This window comes from Cupriavidus sp. UBA2010 (assembly GCF_002335265.1).
Taxonomy (GTDB): Bacteria; Pseudomonadota; Gammaproteobacteria; order Burkholderiales; family Burkholderiaceae; genus Cupriavidus; species Cupriavidus metallidurans.
In genome coordinates this window covers 98,748-118,194 of record NZ_DDCI01000026.1, presented here as the reverse complement: position 1 = coordinate 118,194, position 19,447 = coordinate 98,748, and the positions used below count along the sequence as shown (strand labels likewise).

Genomic DNA, 19,447 nt, shown 5'->3' with positions numbered 1-19,447 from the left:
GAGAACCATGACCGCACCGCACGAAACGATGAGCTTCCAGGCGGAAGTGAAGCAGCTACTGCACCTGATGATCCACTCGCTGTACAGCAACAAGGAGATCTTCCTGCGCGAGCTGGTATCGAATGCTTCCGACGCCACCGACAAGCTGCGCTTCGAGGCGATCGCGAATCCCGCGCTGCTCGAGAACGATGCCGACCTGGCGATCCGGATCGAAGCCGATCCCGCCGCCCGCACGCTGAAGATCACCGACAACGGCATCGGCATGAGCCGTGACGAGGCGATCCGCAATCTCGGCACCATCGCGCGGTCGGGCACCAAGGAGTTCTTCCAGCAGCTTTCCGGCGACCAGCAGAAAGACGCCGCGCTGATCGGCCAGTTTGGCGTGGGCTTCTACTCGGCATTCATCGTGGCCGACAAGGTCACCGTGGAAACGCGTCGCGCGGGTGTTGCCGCCGACGAGGCCGTGCGCTGGGAAAGCGCCGGCGACGGCGAGTTCAGCATCGATGCGATCAACCGCGCCGAGCGCGGCAGCACGATCACGCTGCATCTGCGCGAGGGCGAGGACGACTTCCTGTCGTCGTACCGCCTGCAGAACATCATCCGCAAGTACTCGGACCACATTTCGCTGCCGATCCGGATGCCCAAGGAGGAATGGGATGCCGAGGCGCAGCAGCAGAAGGTCACGGGCGAGTGGGAAAGCGTGAACCAGGCCAGCGCGCTCTGGACTCGCAGCAAGTCGGACATCACGGACGAGCAGTACCAGGCGTTCTATCAGCACATCGCGCACGATCACGAGGCGCCGCTGGCCTGGACCCACAATCGCGTGGAAGGCCGTAGCGAGTACACGCAGCTGCTGTACATCCCGGCGCGCGCGCCGTTCGACCTGTGGGACCGCAATCACAAGGCCGGCCTGAAGCTGTACGTGAAGCGCGTGTTCATCATGGATGACGCGGACCAGCTCTTGCCAGCGTACCTGCGCTGGGTCAAGGGCGTGGTCGATTCGGCGGACCTGCCGCTGAACGTGTCGCGTGAACTGCTGCAGGAGAGCCGCGACGTGAAGGCCATCCGCGAGGGCTGCGCCAAGCGCGTGCTGTCGATGCTGGAAGCAATGGCCGATAGCGAAGACGAAGCCGAACGCGCCAAGTACAAGACCTTCTGGGAACAGTTCGGTCAGGTGCTCAAGGAAGGCGTTGGCGAAGACCATGGCAACGGCGAGCGCATCGCCAAGCTGCTGCGCTTCGCGACCACGCATGGCGACACGGCTGAACAGTCGGTCTCGCTGGTCGACTACGTGGGCCGCATGAAGGAAGGTCAGGACAAGATCTACTACGTCACGGCCGATACCTGGGTGGCGGCGAAGTCGAGCCCACACCTCGAGGTGTTCCGCAAGAAGGGCATCGAAGTGGTGCTGCTGACTGACCGCGTTGACGAATGGCTGCTGTCTTACCTGCACGAGTTCGACGGCAAGCAACTGGTATCGGTGGCCCGTGGCGACCTGGACCTGGGCGCGCTGGCCGACGAAGCCGAGAAGGCCGAGCAGGAGAAGGCCAGTGCCGACTGGAAGGAAGTGGTCGACCGCGCGAAGTCCGTGCTCGAAGGCAAGGCCAAGGACGTACGCGTGACGCTGCGCCTGACGGATTCGGCATCGTGCCTGGTGTCCGACGATGGCGACATGAGCGGCTACCTGCAGCGTCTGCTAAAGCAGGCTGGCCAGAAGTCGCCCGATGCCCAGCCGATCCTGGAGCTGAATCCGGAACACGCGCTGGTGAAGAAGCTGCGCGATCTGCCGGATGGCGAAGCCTTCGGTGACCGCGTGCGCGTGCTGTTCGACCAGGCGTTGCTGGCCGAAGGCGGCATGCTTGACGATCCGGCTGCCTATGTGCAACGGGTGAATCGACTGCTGGCCTGATCGGTATCGTCGTTTCGGTATCGTCGTATGAAACGCCTGCCCTCTCACCCGACCCTTCTTCCCGCGCATGGGAAAGGGTATCGCGGGGGAGGGCAGGACTTTCCAGCTTCCAGTACCCCTTCCCGATGACCACCAAGCGCTGCTTTCCTCCGGTCGTCGACATTCACACTCGCGTGCTTGTGCTCGGCAGCCTGCCGGGCGAAGTCTCTCTCGCGCAGTCACGCTATTACGCGCACAAGCAGAATCGTTTCTGGCATTTGATGAGCGATGTGCTCGGCGTCGATCTGGTCGGCTTCGAGTACGAAGCTAGATTGCAGACACTGCTCGGCCATCGCGTCGGCCTGTGGGACGTTGTGGCCGAGGCGCGACGCGAGGGCAGCCTCGATAGCAGCATCCGCGACCATCAGGGCAACGATCTGATCGGCCTGATCGCGACGCTGCCGACGCTCAAGGCCATCGCATTCAATGGCGGCACAGCCGCGAAGATCGGCGAGAAGACGCTTCGGGACCATGGCGATCGCCATGCGATTCTCCGATTGCCATCGAGCAGCCCGGCTTACACGCTGGCCTATGCGGAAAAACGCAAGGCCTGGGAGAGCCTGCGCGACTGGCTCGACTGATCCGTCGACGCTGAATTCTGCTGTACGGTCGTGCGCATCTCCAGCGCATGGTTGGCACACGCGCTCGTACGTAGGCGAGACCTCGATTTGATGCAACGCAAATCGGGCGCCCAATTCAAAAAAATCAATTCGCCTACTGGAAATATTCAGAATCCTCGGCCGAATCATTGACTATGATATTCACTTGATAAGTCAATGATTCGGTCATGCTCGCCCAGGCATGGCCGTTTCTTTAATGGTGCAAGGCTCCACCACGTGTTTCGTTTTTTTCCCCAAGGCATCACGAAGTACCCCACACGAGAAGACGACCATGTCCCAGGAACAAGAACCGCGTCGCCGATTTTTTCGGCAGATGCTGGCAGTCGTGCCCGCTGCATCCGTTGCGACAGGTGCAGCGATATCACAATCCGCGTGCTCGGAGTCTCCCGGGCCGCAATCCGCAAATGCCGGCAATGTCGGGCCCTACAAGCCCAACTATTTCACCGCCGACGAATGGAAATTCGTACAGGCGGCGGTCGACCGGCTGATTCCAGAGGATGAATTGGGGCCGGGTGCGCTTAAAGCGGGCGTTCCGGAATATATCGACCGGCAGATGGACACGCCCTACGGGCACGGCAAGCTTTGGTACATGCAGGGGCCATTTCATCCCGATGTGCCCGCAGAGCTTGGCTTCCAGATGAATCTCGCACCGCGCGACATATATCGTCTCGGCGTGAAGGCTTGCGACGAGTACTGCAAGAAGCAGTATGGCGGCAAGGCATTTGCCGATCTCTCCAAGGAAGACCAGGAAAGCCTGCTCGGCCAGATGGAACACGCCAAGCTCTCGTTCGATGCGGTACCGGCCAGGACGTTCTTCTCCTATCTGCTGAACAACACGAAAGAGGGCTTCTTTGCCGATCCGATCTACGGCGGCAACAAGGGCATGGTGGGCTGGAAGATGGTTGGCTTCCCCGGCGCACGGGCGGATTTCGCGGACTGGATCGATCAGCCAGGGGTGAAGTATCCCTATGGTCCGGTGTCGATCGACGGACGGAGGGGATAAGCATGGCGATAAAGAAGGACAAGGTCGATTGCGTGGTGATCGGTTTCGGCTGGACTGGCGCGATTCTCGCCCAGGAACTGACCGATGCGGGGCTCGACGTCGTGGCGCTCGAACGTGGCGCGATGCGCGATACCCCGACCGATGCCGAGTATCCGAAAGTCGTCGACGAACTGAAGTACGTCGTGCGCGGAGAGTTGTTTCAGGATCTCTCCCGGGAGACGGTCACGATCCGTCACGGCGTGGACGACCTGGCGGTGCCGTATCGGCAGAACGGCTCGTTCCTGCTTGGCAATGGCGTGGGCGGCGCGGGCTTTCACTGGAACGGCATGCACTATCGCGTTCTGCCGGAAGAACTGCAGTTGCGCAGCCGCTACGTGGATCGCTATGGCAAGAAGTTCATTCCCGAAGGGATGCAGGTGCAGGACTTCGGTGTCACGTACGACGAACTCGAGCCACACTTCGACTTCGCCGAGAAAGTGTTCGGCACGTCGGGGACGGCCGGCAACCTGAATGGCAAGATCCAGCCGGGCGGCAATCCGCTCGAAGGCCACCGGTCGAGCGAGTACCCGACCCCGGCGCTGAAGAATTCGCTCGGCGCGCAACTGTTTGAGAAAGCCGCGCGCGAGGCGGGCTTCCACCCGTACCCGGCACCGGCGGCGAATACGTCCGAGCCCTATACGAATCCCTACGGCGTGCGCCTTGGGCCGTGCAATTTCTGCGGCTTCTGCGAGGACTTCGGCTGCTACATGTACTCGAAGGCGTCACCGCAGACGACGATCCTGCCGGTCCTGCTGAAGAAACCCAACTTCGAGTTGCGCACGAAGGCGCAAGTCACCAGGATCCTGCTCGATTCCGACAAGAAGCGCGCGACCGGCGTGCTGTACATCGACGCCCAGGGGCGAGAGGTCGAGCAACCCGCCGATCTCGTGATCGTCGCGGCGTACCAGTTGCACAACGTGCGTCTGCTGTTGCTCTCTGGCATCGGTACGCCGTATGACCCGAAAACCGGCAAGGGTGTCGTTGGCCGCAACTACGCGTATCAGATGAACGGCGCGGTCAACGTGATGCTGCCCAAGGGCACGCTGCTCAATCCGTTCATCGGGACAGGTGCCGGCGGGGTAGGGCTGGATGACTTGAATGGCGACCAGTTCGATCATGGCCCGCTCGGCTTTCTCGGCGGGGCGAGTATTCGCCATATACGTTATGGCGGCCGGCCCATCAAGCAGACGCCGACTGTCCCCGGCACGCCAGCGTGGGGCAGCAAGTGGAAAGCGGGTGTGGTCGATGCGTACCAGCGCTATATGACGATCGGCATTTCGGGCTCGGTCATGCCATATCGCGATGCGTACCTCGATCTCGATCCGACGTATCGCGATGCCAACGGCCTGCCGCTGATGCGCATGACTTTCGACTGGCACGACAACGAGTACGCCATGCTGGATTACATGGGCACCCGCATGGAAGAGGTGGCCAAGGCGATGAAGCCCGAGGCGTACTACAAGGCCATCCGCAAGAAGGGCCAGCACTACGACACGCGCGTCTATCAGTCCACGCACACGACAGGCGGCGCAGTGATGGGGTCGTCGCCCGAGACCAGCGTGGTCAACAAGTATCTGCAGAGCTGGGATGTACACAACGTGTTCGTCATGGGCGCCTCTGCGTTCCCGCAGAACATGGGCTACAACCCGACCGGTCTGGTAGCCGCGCTTGCCTATCACTCCGCGAAGGCTATCCGCGAGCAGTACTTGAAGCACCCGGCGCCGCTGGTTCAGGCTTGAGGTGATGGCCATGAAAGCAAGCAAGAAAGCAACAATGGTGGTGGCGGTGTCGGCGCTGCTGGCGGCGTCGGCGTGGACCATCGGCGCGTTCGCCGATGACCGGCAGGGCGATTCGGCGACTGCCGCGCAAGTGTCGGGCGCCGATGCGCAATTGGTCGAGCGAGGCCGCTATCTCGCGACGGTGGCCGACTGCGCGGCGTGCCACACGGCGAAAAACGGCAAGCCGTTCGCAGGCGGTCTTGGCATCGAATCGCCGATTGGCCGGATCTATTCGACCAACATCACGCCGGACAAAAGCTCCGGCATCGGCACGTTCAGCTACGACGATTTCGATCGCGCCGTGCGCCACGGCATAGCCAGGGACGGCTCCACGCTGTACCCGGCCATGCCCTATGCCTCGTATGCGAAGGTGAAGCCGTCCGACATGCAGGCGCTATACGCGTACTTCATGCATGGTGTGCAGCCAATCGAGCGGGCCAACAAGGCGACCGATATTCCATGGCCGCTGTCGATGCGCTGGCCATTGCGTTTCTGGCGCATGGCTTTCGCCCCGGAGGTGGCCACCGACGACCCACCGGTATCCAATGACCCGGTGGCGCGCGGCCGCTATCTGGTGGAGGGGCTCGCGCACTGCGGCGCCTGTCACACGCCTCGTGGCTGGGGGTTGCAGGAGAAGGCGCTGAGCGATGACGGCAAGACCTATCTCTCGGGAGGCGTGATCGATAACTTCCTGGCGAAGAATCTACGCGGCGACGGGAAGGATGGTCTCGGTACGTGGACGCAGGACGAGATCTTCGCGTTCCTGAAGAGCGGGCGCACCAAGCATTCAGCGGCATTCGGCGGCATGTCGGAAGTGGTCGAGAACAGCATGCAGCACGTGAACGATGCTGATCTGACGGCGATTGCGGCATACCTGAAGACGCTGGCGCCAGTGAATCCCAGTGCGGCCGTGTTGACGGCGAATGCCAGTGCGACGGACAAGCTGCGCGCCGGAACGGATCGCAGCAACGGCGCGCTGACTTTCGTCGACAACTGCGCCGCATGCCACCGCACGAGTGGCAGTGGCTACGAGAGTACGTTCCCGAGGATCGCGCTCAGCTCAACCGTGAACAGCAACGATCCAACCTCGCTGATCCACATCGTCCTGGTGGGTGGCGAGATGCCATGGACGAAGACCGGCCCGACGCACTACGGGATGCCCGGATTCGCCAAGCGTCTGACGGATCGGGATATCGCCGATGTGCTGACGTTCGTGCGGACGAGCTGGGGGAATCAGGCGCCATCGGTAAGCGCGGACCAGGTGGCGAAGGTGCGCAAATCCGTTGGCGCAGCGTCTCAGCCGAAACGGCCTGAGAACAACTGACGGACGGGGAAAGCGGGAGGCCGCCGCCTCCCGCCTCCCGCTACCCGCTACCCGCTACCCGCTACCCGCTACCCGCTACCCGCTGGTTGGGGCTCTGGTTAGCCGAAGTTCGGCTGTGTGGCCGCGTAACTGGGCCGTGCCCGCATCGCTGCGTGAGCGCGCCGGATGTTCGGGCGTGATTCCAGCATCGCGGCACTTTCCGGAAAGCGTCCCAGGTACTCCACGATCGGGGCGAAGAACAGATCGGCCATCGTCAGCGTGTTGCCCGCCAGAAAATCGCGACCGCCGTAGGCGTGCTCGAGCGCATCGAGCTGTTTGGCGATGTCGGGCAGGGCGGCGTCGATCGTCTTGCGGTCAGGCTGGCTGTTCTCGCCACTCGGGAAGACGTACTGCAGCACGTAGCGGCGCACCATGGCGTCATACGCGTGGCAGTTGATGAGGCTGATCCATTGCTCGCAGCGTGCGCGGGCCGTGGGGCCGGCCTGCGAGATCAGGCTTGGGCCATCGAATGCTTCCTCGATATAGCTCAGGATGGCGCGTGTCTCGAAGAACTCCAGCGGACCGTCGGTGAAGGCCGGAATGCGGCCAAACGGGTTGTGCTTCAGCAATTCGGGGTCCCGCGGCGTCAGAGGATCGAGCTTGTACGCAATGCCTTTCTCTGCCAGCGCCATGCGCACGGTGCGGACATAGGTGCTGCGGCCATCGCCATAGACGGTGACGGTACCCGCGCTGCCTTCGGCATCCACGTAGTCGCTCAGACGGTTGAATACCGATTGCCAGCCGCTGGTGTGCGCATCGCGTGTGGCGGTGTCCGGGAAACCGCTGTGACGCATGTGCAGGAGCGTGCCGCCGTCCTTGTCTGTCAGGGTCACCTCGATCAGCGTGCGGGTGCCTTCGGGCAACTCGCCACCTTCCCACTGCCAGGTGTAGGCCAGGAAATTGGCGCGGTCGATCTTCTGGTACTCGCCGCCGACCATGTGCTGCGACCCGTCACGGCCACCCATCACAAGCCGATAGCGCCCGCCGACCCGTGCATCGGCGCTGGCTTCCAGCACGCGCATGCCGCGCGGGCAATGCCAGGCCGCGAGCGCCGCCTGGTCCGTGAACGCATCGAAGACCCGTTCGCGCGGCGCGCGAATCTGGCGGGTCATCTCCAGATGAAACGTAGCTGCTTCGGTCATGACTTGAACCCCTTGTCATCGGTGACGGTATGCGCCTGCTCGACAAAGGCGACGAGCCTGTCGAGGTTGTCCTCCCAATGCCGCCGATACGTTTCCAGCCAGCCATGCGCGTCGCGAAGCGCACCGGGGCGCAAGTGACAGATGCGCCAACGCGCGTTGACTTCCCGCTCGATCAGCCCAGCATCGGCCAGCACACGCAGGTGCTTGGAGATGGCTGGAGCCGACATGTCGAACGGACGGGCGAGTTCGCTCACAGGGGCTTCACCTTCCGCCAGCCGCGCAAGAATCGCGCGACGCGTGGGGTCGGCCAGGGCGGCGAAAACCGAGGAGAGCGGGTCGTCGGAATTGGGCATGCGCTCATTTAACTCATTGGTTAAATGAAGATCAAGGGCTGTTACAACTGCGGTGGGATGGCCGTCGGGTGGGTGATGCGCGACGTGGGGATTACAATTAATGCAAAAAATGATGCCGCGCTAACACCGCCAGCAAGCTGCCGAGGCGATGTGTACGGCGGCGATTCTTGAAGGAAGGGAAGAAGGAACATGGCGACGTTGATTCCTGCAATGGGCTCTGTCTCGTCTCGCATGACTTCGGGGGAGAGACGGTTCGCGCAAAGACTCGAGGCGAAGCTCGAGGACGACTACCTGTGCTGGTACGACGTTCCGATCGGCGAGAAAAGCCGCCATCCGGATTTCGTCGTATTTCATCCGAGCCGCGGGTTGCTGGTACTGGAGGTCAAGGACTGGAACCTCGACACCATTCGCCAGATCGACAAGCAGGATGTGTTGCTGATGACCAACCGCGGACTCGTGGCTGACACGAATCCCCTGGTGCAGGCGCGTCAGTACATGTTCCATGTGACCGACCTGTTGCAACGGGACCCGCAGCTCGTCTGGCCAACTGGGTCGCTCAAGGGCAAGGTGTTCTTTCCCTATGGTCATGGAGTGGTCCTGACCAATATCTCCCGCGCGGCATTCGAAAAGGGGGACCTTGGAGAGGTACTGCCGGGTCACCTGGTCATCTGCCAGGATGAGATGTTCGAGAGTGTGGATCCCGAAGCGTTTCAAAAGCGCCTTTGGGAGATGTTTCCGATCAAGTTCACCCACAAGCTCTCACTGCCGCAGATCGATCGCGTGCGCTGGCACCTGTTCCCTGAGATCCGGATGCCGGAGCAGCGATCACTATTTGCGGATGCCGCTGCGGGAGCCGAGGAAATCCCCGACATCCTGCGCGTCATGGACCTGCAACAGGAGCAACTGGCACGTAGCCTCGGTGACGGGCATCGCGTGATTCACGGCGTGGCGGGGTCGGGCAAGACCATGATCCTGGGCTATCGCGCGGAGTACCTTGCGCGTACGTCAGTGAAGCCCATCCTGGTGCTCTGCTTCAACAAGACACTCGCGTCAGTGCTTGCCGCGACCATGGGAGAAAAGGGGATTGCAGATAAGGTGCATGTCCTGAACTTCCATGCCTGGTGCGGGCGCCAACTCGATGCCTACAGCATCGACCGTCCCAAGGGCTTGTCGAATGAAGTGCTGTTCAATGAGATGGTCGAGCGTGTTGTGCGCGGTGTTGAACGAAAGGCAATACCGTCAGGCCAATATGACGCAGTGCTGATTGACGAAGGCCATGATTTCCAGCCTGAGTGGTTCAAGCTGGTCGTGCAGATGGTCAATCCTGATAGCAATGCCCTGCTGGTTCTCTACGATGACGCGCAATCCATCTACGGTGGAAGCAAGAAGCGGAAGTTCAGTTTCGCCAGTGTCGGCATCAAGGCACAAGGCCGAACCACCGTTCTGAAGTTGAATTACCGGAATACGCGAGAGATCCTGGCGGTCGCGCGTGCGCTGGCTGATGACCTGCTGGTGGAACGGGTGGCGGATGAGGACGAGGCGCCTACCGTCCACCCGGTGGCGGCGGGACGAAAGGGCCCGCGACCTTTGCTGGTCGAACTGCCGACGTTGAGTGCGGAGGCCACACGCATTGCCGAAGTTCTGCTGGACGAGCATCGGTCCGGCACGCGTTGGTCAGAGATGGCCGTGCTCTATCGGCATTGGGATGTCATGGCACAAATTACCGACACGCTAAGGCGCGAGGGCATTCCTTTCGAGTGTCCGCAACTGACCAAGCGCTTCGTGCCCAGTGCGGATAGCGTGAAGGTGGTGACCATGCACAGCAGCAAGGGACTCGAGTTTCCATTGGTTTGCATCCCCGCTATCGGAGCGCCTCACAAGAAGAACGACTCGACGGAGGAAGAGGCTCGCCTGCTCTACGTGGCTATGACCCGGGCAACCCGACAGCTTGTGATGACACACGGATCGGACTCCCAGTTCTCCAGTAGGCTGCGTGATGCGCTTAATACACTTTCTTGACGCGGGCGGAGATGGCCTGGCTGGCCCTTAACGGTCCAGCCGGCCGAACTAACTTTCCAAAGCGGAAGAGCCCCTCAGGCCGTCGTATTGACCACACCGCCGGTGCTCGAGCCACTCTCTTGCTGCATGGCCTCGGCCAGCTTGGCGTACGCCTGCGACAGCGCGGCGTTGGTGGAGGACACGGCGCCTTGCAGGGTAGCGACGGTGCTCGCCTTGGTCCTTTCGTCGGTCTTGGCGTTCTGCGCGGCCTGGAGTTGCTGCATCTGGGTGGCCAGCAGTTTCTGAAGCGTTTCGATCTGCTGCTTGATCGCCTTGATGACCGCCGATTCGGTGTCGCTGCTGCTGGAGCTGTCCGTGCCGCCGGCACCCGCAGCGCCGCCGGCGCCGCCAGCCTTGCCGCTGAATGCGGCGCCGTTTACCCGGCCGTTTGCCGACGCGCTGGAATCCTGTGCGCTGGCCTTGCCCGTGCTGTCCGTGCCGTCCTGCGACGCCGAAGTGGTGACTGCGGCGCCACTGGCGGTGAAGACCTGCGGTGTAACGCTGGTGATAGATGTCATGTTCTGGTTTCCGATCGGAAGAGAGCCTATCCGTTGATCGGCCGGCGCCGGCAAAACTTTAGTGCCATCGCCGCTGTCCTACTGGCTTCCTTCGGCATCTGTCACAATCGCGGCCATGCATTCTTCCGGTCGTTCTTCTTCAGGATTGATTTGATATGTCCAATCTCGGTATCGGCGGCATCGGCCTGCACGTGATCGTGGCGATTTTCTTCGCCGTGCACGCCGTTCGCACCCACCAGAACATGTACTGGTTGCTGCTGCTATTCCTGTTCCCCGGCCTGGGCAGCATCGTCTATTTCTTCGCCGTTTACTTGCCGAGCCTGCGCGATTCGCGCGGGGCGCGGGCAGCGTCGCGGGCGATCAAGCAAATCGTCGATCCGAACCGGGCCGTGCGCGAAGCGCGCGAGGCATTTGACCGGGCGCCGACTGTCGATCACCGCATGCGCCTGGGCGCTGCCTTGCTGGAAGTGGGCAATGCGGCCGAGGCGCTCGAGCACTATCAGGCTGCAGCCAACGGCCCGTTTGCGTCCGATTCGGCCTTGCTTGAGGGGCTGGCGCGCGCCCAGGTTGCCACGGGCCGCCATGCCGATGCGCAGGCGACGCTTGAGAAGCTGTTTGCCGCGCATCCGCAGGCGCGCGACCAGGCCGAACCCGCATTGCTTTACGCGCGTGCGCTGTCCGCGCTCGATGCGCCCGGCACGCGCGACGCCTTCGAGCGCGCGCTGACCTGCGCCAGCGATGCCGCGCCGCGCTGTCTGTATGCCGACTGGCTTTCCCGCCAGGGTGATGCAGCCGACCGCGAGCGCGCCAAGTCGCTGTACTCGGAAATTGTTCACGACGCGCGCCACTGGCCGCGTCACGCCCGCGAGCACAATCGCGAATGGCTCCAGCGCGCGCAGGTCGCGCTGGGCCAATGATCCGCGCCTTGAGCGCGTTGTATTCCTCCATGACGCTTTTGAAACGCAAATCTATCGAGGCCGTGGCCTCACGCCGCCCCGCGCGCGGCGAACGTGAAACCTCGCGCAGGAAGCTGTCCGGCGACGCCGTCGATGTCGACAATGCCGGCGAGAAGCGCATGACGCCGCGCTTCGCGCCAGTGACGTTCTCGGAAATGGATGGCGTGCGCTATCTCCATTTCGGCACCGAGTGGGTGCAGGGCGCGATGCGCCTGCGCAAGCCCGATGCGATCGAGCTCGAGTACGCCCAGCAGATGATGGCGTGGCTGCTGTTCCTGTCGCCGTCGGCTGCGGATTTCCACGTGGCGCAGCTGGGCCTGGGCGCTGCCGCGCTGACCAAGTTCTGCCATCGCCAGTTCGCGCGCGCGAAGGTGACGGCGGTCGAGTTGAATCCCGCCGTGATCGTGGCCGGCCGCAGCATGTTCGGTCTGCGCGAGGACGATGCGCGTCTGACCGTGCGCGAGCAGGACGCATGGGACTTCGTGATGGATGGCGCGCAGACAGCGTCGATCGACGCATTGCAAGTCGACCTGTACGACGCCACCGCGCGTGGCCCGGTCCTCGACACCACGGCGTTCTATCGTGCCTGCCGTCGCGTGCTCAAGGCGCCTGGCGTGATGACGATCAACCTGTTCGGAGACCACGAGAGTTTCCCGAAGAATATCGTGCGTATTTGCGATGCGTTTGACAATCGCGTGCTGGTGTTCCCCGAGGTGCATGACGGCAACGTCATCGCGCTGGCATTCAACGGGCCGGCGATCGACGTGTCTTGGGAAACGCTGGAGGCGAGGGCGGAAGTGGTGGAGTCCACCACGAAGCTGCCGGCGAAGGACTGGGTGAAGAAGCTGCGCGCGGCGAATGCGCGGCAGGAAGAACGGCTGGTGATCTGAAGTCGCGCTTTTTCTCCCCCTCCCACCCGGTGGGAGAGGGGAGTCAGGCCACCATCATTCCTTATGGAAGAACTGCGCGAGCGACCACTCGTCGGTGCGCGCCTCATAGCGCAGGCCCTTGCGCATCGCCCACATCGCCAGTTGGCTGTGCGACGGGATGATCGCGTGGTCGGCCAGCGCGAACCTGGCCGCCGCGCGGGCATTCTCCTCGCGGGCCTTGTCGCTGGAGATCGTCGTCAGCGATTTCTCGATCAGTTGATCGAGCTGCGGATTGCTGTACTTGCCCCAGTTCCACGTGCCGTAGCCGGTCTTCGGGTTTGGAGTACCCGTGATCGAGCGCAGCGCCACGTCGGCAGCGGCCGATCCCCAGCCTAGCATCTCGAATGCAAAGTCCCCCTGGCGCGCGCGCGTGAAGTACGTGGCCACGGGCAGCGTCTCAACCTTGGTCTGGATGCCGATACGCGTCAGCATCCCGGCCGTGGCCTGCGCCACCTGGGCGTCATTCAGATAGCGATTGTTCGTGGCGTGCAGCGTCAGGCCGAAACCGTCCGGATATCCTGCGGCGGCCAGCAGCTTCTTCGCGCCTTCCACGTCATAGGCGTCCGGCTTGGTGCCAGGATGGCCAAAGATCTGCGGCGAGACGATCGACGAGGCCGGCACCGCCAGGCCTTCCATGATGCGGCTGACGATGGCGTCGCGGTTGAGGGCCTTGCTGATCGCCGCGCGCACGCGCGCATCCTTGAACGGATTCTTGCCGAGCGGCTTGCCTGCCTTGTCTGTGACGAACGGCGGGTTGTCGCGTGACTGGTCCATCTGCCAGAAGATCGTGCGCCACGACACGGTCTGCTCGATCTTGAATTTCGGGTTCTGCTTGAGCTTCGCCACGTCGGCGGATGGCACGCTTTCGATCACATCCACATCGCCGGCCAGCAGGGCGGCCGAGCGCGCGCCGTTGTCGGTCAGGATCCGGAAGATTGCGCGGTCCCATTCGGGCTTTGGCCCCCAGTAGTCGGGATTCTTCGCCATCACGATTTCCTGGCCGCGCGCGAAGCGCACGAACTTGAACGGACCCGTGCCGATCATCGCCTTGCCCGAATCGAAATCGGCCTGGGTCAGGTTCGCGGCGATCTTCTTCGGCATGATCGGCACGCTGTTCAGATCGTTGGCCAGGTTCGCATAGTTCGGCACGCTCATGGTCAGGCGCACGGTCAGCGGGTCGGGCGTGTCGATGCGGGCGATCGGCTTGGTGTAGCTGGTGAACGACCCCGGCGCGTTGGTCAGCTTTTCGGGGCGCTCCAGCGACGCCTTGACGTCCTCGCTCGTGAACGGCGAGCCGTCATGCCATTTCACGTTCGGGCGGAGCTTGATCTCCCACGTGATCGCGTTGAGCGGCTTCCACGACAGCGCGAGGCCGGGAATGTAGCGCGCGTTCTTGTCCATGAACACGAGCGACTCGAAGATATGGAGTGCGATGGCGTTGTTCGGGCCCGAGTTGTTCCAGTGCGGGTCCATGGACGTCACGTCGGCGGCCAGGCCGATGCGCAGGTCTTCGGCATGAGCCGCCTGGGCGGGCAATAGCGTGAGCGCGGTGGCGCTCAACGCAATCGAAAGGGATGCTTGCAGCAGCGTGCGGCGGATCATCGGTGGGCTCCTCGTACGGTGTTCGGCCATATTGTGCCGGTAACTATACATCGTTGCAGACCCAGTACAATCGCGGCCATGTTTGCCAATTCCCGCACGATTTCGTCGGCACAGTCCGATATCCATGAGCATCTGGCCACGCTGGTGGAGCGTCATCTGGCTGAGCCATTCCGCAAGCCGATTGGCGCGCCGAGCCAGCACGCGTTCGATGCGGCCATCGACGCGTGGCAGCGGGCGGGTAGCGCGCCGCTGATTCTCGATGCGGGCTGCGGTGTCGGGGAAAGCACGTTGCGTCTCGCCACGGCATTTCCGGATCACTATGTCATCGGTGTGGATCAATCGGAAAAGCGCCTGACGGCCGGCAAGGACTGGTGGGATGCACCCCTGCCCGAGAATTTCCATTGGGCGCGCGCGGATCTGGTCGATTTCTGGCGGTTGGTGCAGAGCGCCGGTGTGCGGGTCACGCGGCACTATGTGCTGTATCCGAACCCGTGGCCCAAGATCGGCCATTTGAGCCGGCGCTGGCATGGACACGCCGTATTTCCCGCGCTGGCGGCGTGCGGTGACTATCTCGAATGCCGCAGCAACTGGAAGATCTATATCGACGAGTTCTCGGCCGCGCTGACGATGGTGGGGCGCCCGGCGCAAACCGAATCGTGGCAGCCGGAGGCGCCGATGACGCCGTTCGAACGCAAGTACGCGGCGTCAGGGCATGGCTTGTGGCGCTGCGTGAGCGTTCGATGAGCGTCGGATGAAATGAAAAACCCGCCAGATCTGGCGGGTTTTTCATTTTCGGACTGCGCGTTCAGTGGAACAGCGGCTGTTGCGTCGGCGCGTCCTCGGGCAGTTCGGCGTGGACGATTTCGCCGGAGCGGTCCGCGTAGAGCGGGGTGCCGCAATCCTCGCAATATTCCGGATCGAACAGCGCCGCATGGCGGAAGATGTCCTCGACACCGGCATTGCGCAGTTCCTCGCAGATCTGCTCGACCGGATTGCCCTTTTCCTCGGCATCGGCCTCGCCAGCTTCGCGGCCATAGACAGGCCAGACGATGCCGTAGATCACTTCCTTCTCGCCACGCATCGTGAAGCCGACGCGATATTCCTCAACCACTTCCTCGCCGAACCCGGCCACCACGGCGGCCAGTTGGCCGGCCGGCACATCGAGCGTGCCGCACAGGTAGTTCACGGCGGCGCGCACGGTCAGCGGACGGATGCTCTTGTCCGATTCGCGGCAGGACAGGAAGAAGGCATCCGGCAGCAGCAGTTCGAACTCGCAGCCGGGCAGCAGGAGCGCGACGGTCGGCTGCACCTGCTGGCGCCACTGTTCGAGGCACACCGAACGCTCGGCGTGGTGCTCCTTGGCATCTTCCTGCCAGCGGAACAGCGCGCCTTCGTGCGGGGCCACCACCACGGCCAGCAGGTAGCGCGGATCGGCCAGGATCGGCGCGGTTTCGGGCAGATCACGCAGGTCCACCTTCGGCATGGTCCCGGCCAGTGCGGCAGTAGCCAGCTTGTGGGTCAGGGCGAAGGTGTCGCTATGGCTGCGCGGCAGTTGGTCGATGCTGTAGAGGTACGGCGACAGCGCCACCTTGGTGCCGGTGGCCAGCACATGCGCCTGCAGATGCACGGCCAGCGTCTGGGCCAGTTCCGGCTTCAGCGCGCCCGATGGAATCGCGTAGCGTGTATGGGCCAGGATCGGTGCCGCGATCAGCAGCACATCCAGCTTGGCGCCGTCGACTTCGATGGTGGCCGATTCGGCCAGGGTTTCGGCCTGTTCGGCCAGCACGTCGGACGCATCGGCGTTGTGCTTGAACAGGTGTTCGAGCGCGGCGTCGAGCGCGGTCTGGCTGCCGTTTTTCAGCAGGCGATGGAGCCGCTGCGACAGCCGACGCTCCCAATACCCGTCCTCCATGCGGCTGCCCGATGCATCCAGGGCGAGCGCGTCGGCCACCAGCCGTTCGGCGTCAGGAGAGAGTCTGGCGGAAGACTTGGGGCGAAAACCTGCCATATATGTAGAGAACGTCCGTTTTTCGTAAAACGGTATTCTACTCGTTGCGCAGGCGGGTGCAGTCCTCGCGAACCCTCAATCAGGCTGTTGTTTGCATTGTTGGATTACTTTTGAGCCGCCGGTGCGTGCGATTCGGTGCTGTGCGACTCGCCAGCCATCGAAACCTCGCCGCCGCCCTTGGTCAGCAAGTACAGGCAGGCGCCCGCCACGACTACAAAAGCGATCAGAATCTTCACCATGTGATGTCTCCGTCTTTGTCTTGGTATAAGTCACGCTGAATCCGTGTGGGGCGAGTCTGGCAGTGCAGGCTTGCGCAAAACTTACGCGACGGGGTGGGGATTACCCGCAAAAACAAAACCGCCGCCCCGCTTTGCAAGCCGGGACGGCGGTTTCGGTCAGCGGCTGGCGAATCAGGCGGCCAGCAGTTGACGCAGCACGAACGGCAGGATGCCGCCGTGGTTGTAGTAGTCGACCTCGATCGGCGTGTCGATGCGGAGCAGCACCGGTACGCGTTGCGTGTCGCCGTTGGCGCGGTGGATGACCAGCGTCACGTCCTGCTGCGGCTTCAGGTCGCCTTCGATGCCTTCCACGTCGAAGGTTTCGTTGCCGACGATGCCGAGCGACTGCACGCTGTCGTTGCCCTTGAACTGCAGCGGCAGCACGCCCATGCCCACCAGGTTCGAACGGTGGATACGCTCGAAGCTGCGTGCGATCACGGCCTTCACGCCCAGCAGCTGGGTGCCCTTGGCCGCCCAGTCGCGCGACGAGCCGGTGCCGTACTCTTCGCCACCGAACACCACTGTGGGCGTGCCTTCGGCAATGTACTTCATCGCGGCGTCATAGATCGACAATTCCTCACCGGTGGGCTGGTGCAGCGTGATGCCGCCTTCCACGCGGGAGCCGTCGGCCTTGACCGGGATCATCAGGTTCTTGATGCGGACGTTGGCGAACGTGCCGCGCATCATCACCTCATGGTTGCCGCGGCGCGAGCCGTAGCTGTTGAAGTCGGCCTTGAGCACGCCATGCGACAGCAGGTACTTGCCGGCAGGTGAGGTGTCCTTGATCGAACCGGCCGGGGAGATATGGTCGGTCGTCACGGAGTCGCCGAACACGCCCAGCGCGCGGGCGCCACGGACGGTCACGGCTTCGCCGGTCGGCTCGAGCGCGAAGTCCTGGAAGAACGGCGGCTCGGCGATGTAGGTCGACTTCGGCCAGTCGTAGACCTGGCCCTTCGTGCCCTTGATTGCCGCCCACAGCTTGCTCGGCTTCCTGACCTGCTCGTAGTTGCCCTTGAACGTCTTGGCGTCCATCGCGTACTTCAGCAGCGCATGGATTTCTTCCGACGTCGGCCAGATGTCGCCCAGCCAGATGTCCTTGCCACCCTTGCCCTTGCCCACTGGCTCGGTCATCAGGTCGCGCGTGACGTTGCCGGCGATGGCATAAGCCACCACCAGCGGCGGCGATGCCAGGAAGTTGGCGCGGATGTTCGGGTGGATCCGAGCTTCGAAGTTGCGGTTGCCCGACAGTACGGCGGCGGCCACGATGTCGTTCTGCACGATCGTGTCGTTGAGCGCCTGGGTCAGGTCGCCGGCGTTACCGATGCAGGTGGTGCAGCCGTACGCGGTGACGCCGAAGCCGAGCTTGTCCAGGTACGGCAGCAGGCCGGCGGCCTTCAGGTATTCCGTGACCACGCGGCTGCCAGGGGCCAGCGACGTCTTGATGTGCGGCGCGACCTTCAGGCCAGCTTCCACGGCCTTCTTGGCCAGCAGACCGGCGGCCAGCAGCACGCTGGGGTTCGACGTGTTCGTGCACGACGTGATCGCGGCAATCAGCACATCGCCGTTGTGCACCTTCACGCCGTCGGCGTTCGTGTACTCGCGGTCCAGGTCTGCGACGTCCTTGTTGAAACCGTTCTCGGCCACTGGCTTGGCAAACAGCGACTTGAACGTTTCCTTGACGTGGCCAATCTCGATACGGTCCTGCGGGCGCTTCGGGCCGGCCAGTGACGGGGCCACGGCGCCCAGGTCCAGCGTCAACGTCTTGCTGTAGTCGATCTCGCCAGCGCGCGGAACGCCGAACATTTTCTGGGCGCGGAAGTAGCCCTCGAACGCGGCGATTTCCTCGTCGGTGCGGCCCGTGCCACGGAAATAGTCGATCGTCTTCTCGTCGACCGGGAAGAAGCCCATCGTCGCGCCGTACTCGGGCGCCATGTTGCCGATCGTGGCGCGGTCCGGCGTGGTCAGGCTGGCCGTGCCTTCGCCGAAGAATTCCACGAACTTGCCGACGACCTTTTCGCGACGCAGCATCTCGGTGATGGTCAGCACCAGATCGGTGGCCGTTACGCCTTCGCGCAGTCGGCCCTTCAGTTCCACGCCCACCACGTCCGGGGTCAGGAAGTAGACCGGCTGGCCCAGCATGCCGGCTTCGGCCTCGATACCTCCCACGCCCCAGCCGACTACGCCAATGCCGTTAATCATCGTGGTGTGGGAATCGGTGCCGACGAGGGTGTCCGGATAATAGACGCCATCCTTCTTGTGCACGCCGCGCGCCAGATATTCCAGGTTGACCTGGTGCACGATGCCGAAGCCGGGCTGCACCACGCCAAAGGTGTCGAATGCCTGCATCCCCCACTTCATGAACTGGTAGCGCTCGTTATTGCGCTTGAACTCCAGTTGCATGTTCAGGTCGAGGGCGTTCTTTTCGCGGAAGTGGTCGATCTGCACCGAGTGATCGACCACCAGGTCCACGGGAACCAGCGGCTCGATCTTCTTCGGGTTCTTGCCCATCTTCTCGGCCACGTTGCGCATGGCAGCCAGGTCGGCCAGCAGCGGCACGCCCGTGAAGTCCTGCAGCACCACGCGGGCCACGACGAACGGGATTTCATCCACGCGCTCGGCGTTCGGCTTCCAGTTGGCCAGTTGGCGGACGTGTTCCTCGGTCACCTTCTTGCCGTCGCAGTTGCGCAGCACGGATTCCAGGACCACACGAATCGACACCGGCAGGCGTTCGATCTTCACGCCCAGGGCCTTGCCCAGCTGGGGCAGGGAATAGTACTGGCCGCGGCCGCCAGTGCCGAGCTTGAATTCTTTCAGGGTGTTATTGAGATTGTGGGGCATTGCCTGACTCCAAT

General features: G+C 63.0%; 16 protein-coding genes. 9 read left to right on the top strand and 7 right to left on the bottom strand.

Annotated features, from left to right (window positions below; genetic code table 11):
• Positions 1–7: 7 nt before the first annotated feature.
• The 5 genes from htpG to B2246_RS21320 all read left to right on the top strand — a co-directional run bounded on the left by htpG (position 8) and on the right by B2246_RS21320 (position 6,712).
• Complete coding sequence (gene htpG / locus B2246_RS21340) at positions 8–1,909, top strand: molecular chaperone HtpG (RefSeq protein ID WP_286881733.1); 1,902 nt, start codon at positions 8–10, stop codon at positions 1,907–1,909.
• 125 nt (positions 1,910–2,034) lie between these two features.
• Complete coding sequence (locus B2246_RS21335) at positions 2,035–2,529, top strand: DNA-deoxyinosine glycosylase (protein WP_186424919.1); 495 nt, start codon at positions 2,035–2,037, stop codon at positions 2,527–2,529.
• A 310-nt stretch (positions 2,530–2,839) separates the two neighbouring features.
• Positions 2,840–3,571, top strand: a complete 732-nt coding sequence (locus B2246_RS21330; RefSeq protein ID WP_186425129.1) for a gluconate 2-dehydrogenase subunit 3 family protein — start codon at positions 2,840–2,842, stop codon at positions 3,569–3,571.
• A 2-nt stretch (positions 3,572–3,573) separates the two neighbouring features.
• On the top strand, positions 3,574–5,349 hold the full coding sequence (locus tag B2246_RS21325; protein ID WP_008648078.1) for a GMC family oxidoreductase: 1,776 nt from the start codon (positions 3,574–3,576) through the stop codon (positions 5,347–5,349).
• Between the two features lie 10 nt (positions 5,350–5,359).
• Positions 5,360–6,712, top strand: a complete 1,353-nt coding sequence (locus tag B2246_RS21320) for a c-type cytochrome (RefSeq protein WP_286881732.1) — start codon at positions 5,360–5,362, stop codon at positions 6,710–6,712.
• Between the two features lie 98 nt (positions 6,713–6,810).
• Here the strand turns inward: B2246_RS21320 and B2246_RS21315 are convergent, their stop codons facing one another.
• Together B2246_RS21315 and B2246_RS21310 are read right to left on the bottom strand one after the other, a co-directional pair.
• A complete protein-coding gene (locus B2246_RS21315; protein ID WP_286881731.1) occupies positions 6,811–7,893 on the bottom strand; it encodes an SRPBCC domain-containing protein in 1,083 nt (360 codons plus the stop codon).
• Positions 7,890–8,246: an ArsR/SmtB family transcription factor gene (locus tag B2246_RS21310; protein WP_008648072.1), complete on the bottom strand. Its 357-nt coding sequence runs from the start codon at positions 8,244–8,246 to the stop codon at positions 7,890–7,892. Before B2246_RS21310 ends, B2246_RS21315 begins: the two co-directional genes overlap by 4 nt.
• A gap of 189 nt (positions 8,247–8,435) precedes the next feature.
• Here B2246_RS21310 and B2246_RS21305 point away from each other — a divergent pair, with 189 nt between their 5' ends.
• Complete coding sequence (locus B2246_RS21305) at positions 8,436–10,265, top strand: 3'-5' exonuclease (RefSeq protein ID WP_187192252.1); 1,830 nt, start codon at positions 8,436–8,438, stop codon at positions 10,263–10,265.
• 74 nt (positions 10,266–10,339) lie between these two features.
• On the opposite strand, the gene B2246_RS21300 is transcribed toward B2246_RS21305, so the two are convergent.
• On the bottom strand, positions 10,340–10,822 hold the full coding sequence (locus tag B2246_RS21300) for a hypothetical protein (protein WP_008648070.1): 483 nt from the start codon (positions 10,820–10,822) through the stop codon (positions 10,340–10,342).
• 155 nt (positions 10,823–10,977) lie between these two features.
• Here B2246_RS21300 and B2246_RS21295 point away from each other — a divergent pair, with 155 nt between their 5' ends.
• Together B2246_RS21295 and B2246_RS21290 are read left to right on the top strand one after the other, a co-directional pair.
• Positions 10,978–11,739: a hypothetical protein gene (locus tag B2246_RS21295; protein WP_186424920.1), complete on the top strand. Its 762-nt coding sequence runs from the start codon at positions 10,978–10,980 to the stop codon at positions 11,737–11,739.
• 29 nt (positions 11,740–11,768) lie between these two features.
• Positions 11,769–12,668, top strand: a complete 900-nt coding sequence (locus tag B2246_RS21290) for a spermidine synthase (protein ID WP_286881730.1) — start codon at positions 11,769–11,771, stop codon at positions 12,666–12,668.
• A 54-nt stretch (positions 12,669–12,722) separates the two neighbouring features.
• On the opposite strand, the gene B2246_RS21285 is transcribed toward B2246_RS21290, so the two are convergent.
• Positions 12,723–14,309: an ABC transporter substrate-binding protein gene (locus B2246_RS21285; protein WP_008649339.1), complete on the bottom strand. Its 1,587-nt coding sequence runs from the start codon at positions 14,307–14,309 to the stop codon at positions 12,723–12,725.
• A 78-nt stretch (positions 14,310–14,387) separates the two neighbouring features.
• Between B2246_RS21285 and trmB the strand changes: the two genes are divergently transcribed.
• Positions 14,388–15,053: a tRNA (guanine(46)-N(7))-methyltransferase TrmB gene (gene trmB, locus B2246_RS21280; RefSeq protein ID WP_286881729.1), complete on the top strand. Its 666-nt coding sequence runs from the start codon at positions 14,388–14,390 to the stop codon at positions 15,051–15,053.
• Positions 15,054–15,114: 61 nt separating this feature from the next.
• On the opposite strand, the gene B2246_RS21275 is transcribed toward trmB, so the two are convergent.
• The 3 genes from B2246_RS21275 to acnA form a co-directional block, all read right to left on the bottom strand.
• Positions 15,115–16,317: a DUF2863 family protein gene (locus tag B2246_RS21275; RefSeq protein WP_008649341.1), complete on the bottom strand. Its 1,203-nt coding sequence runs from the start codon at positions 16,315–16,317 to the stop codon at positions 15,115–15,117.
• Positions 16,318–16,421: 104 nt separating this feature from the next.
• Complete coding sequence (locus B2246_RS21270) at positions 16,422–16,556, bottom strand: hypothetical protein (RefSeq protein ID WP_008649342.1); 135 nt, start codon at positions 16,554–16,556, stop codon at positions 16,422–16,424.
• Positions 16,557–16,727: 171 nt separating this feature from the next.
• The gene (gene acnA, locus B2246_RS21265) at positions 16,728–19,433 is read right to left on the bottom strand and encodes an aconitate hydratase AcnA (RefSeq protein ID WP_008649344.1); all 2,706 of its coding nucleotides are present in this window, start codon (positions 19,431–19,433) and stop codon (positions 16,728–16,730) included.
• Positions 19,434–19,447 lie beyond the last annotated feature (14 nt).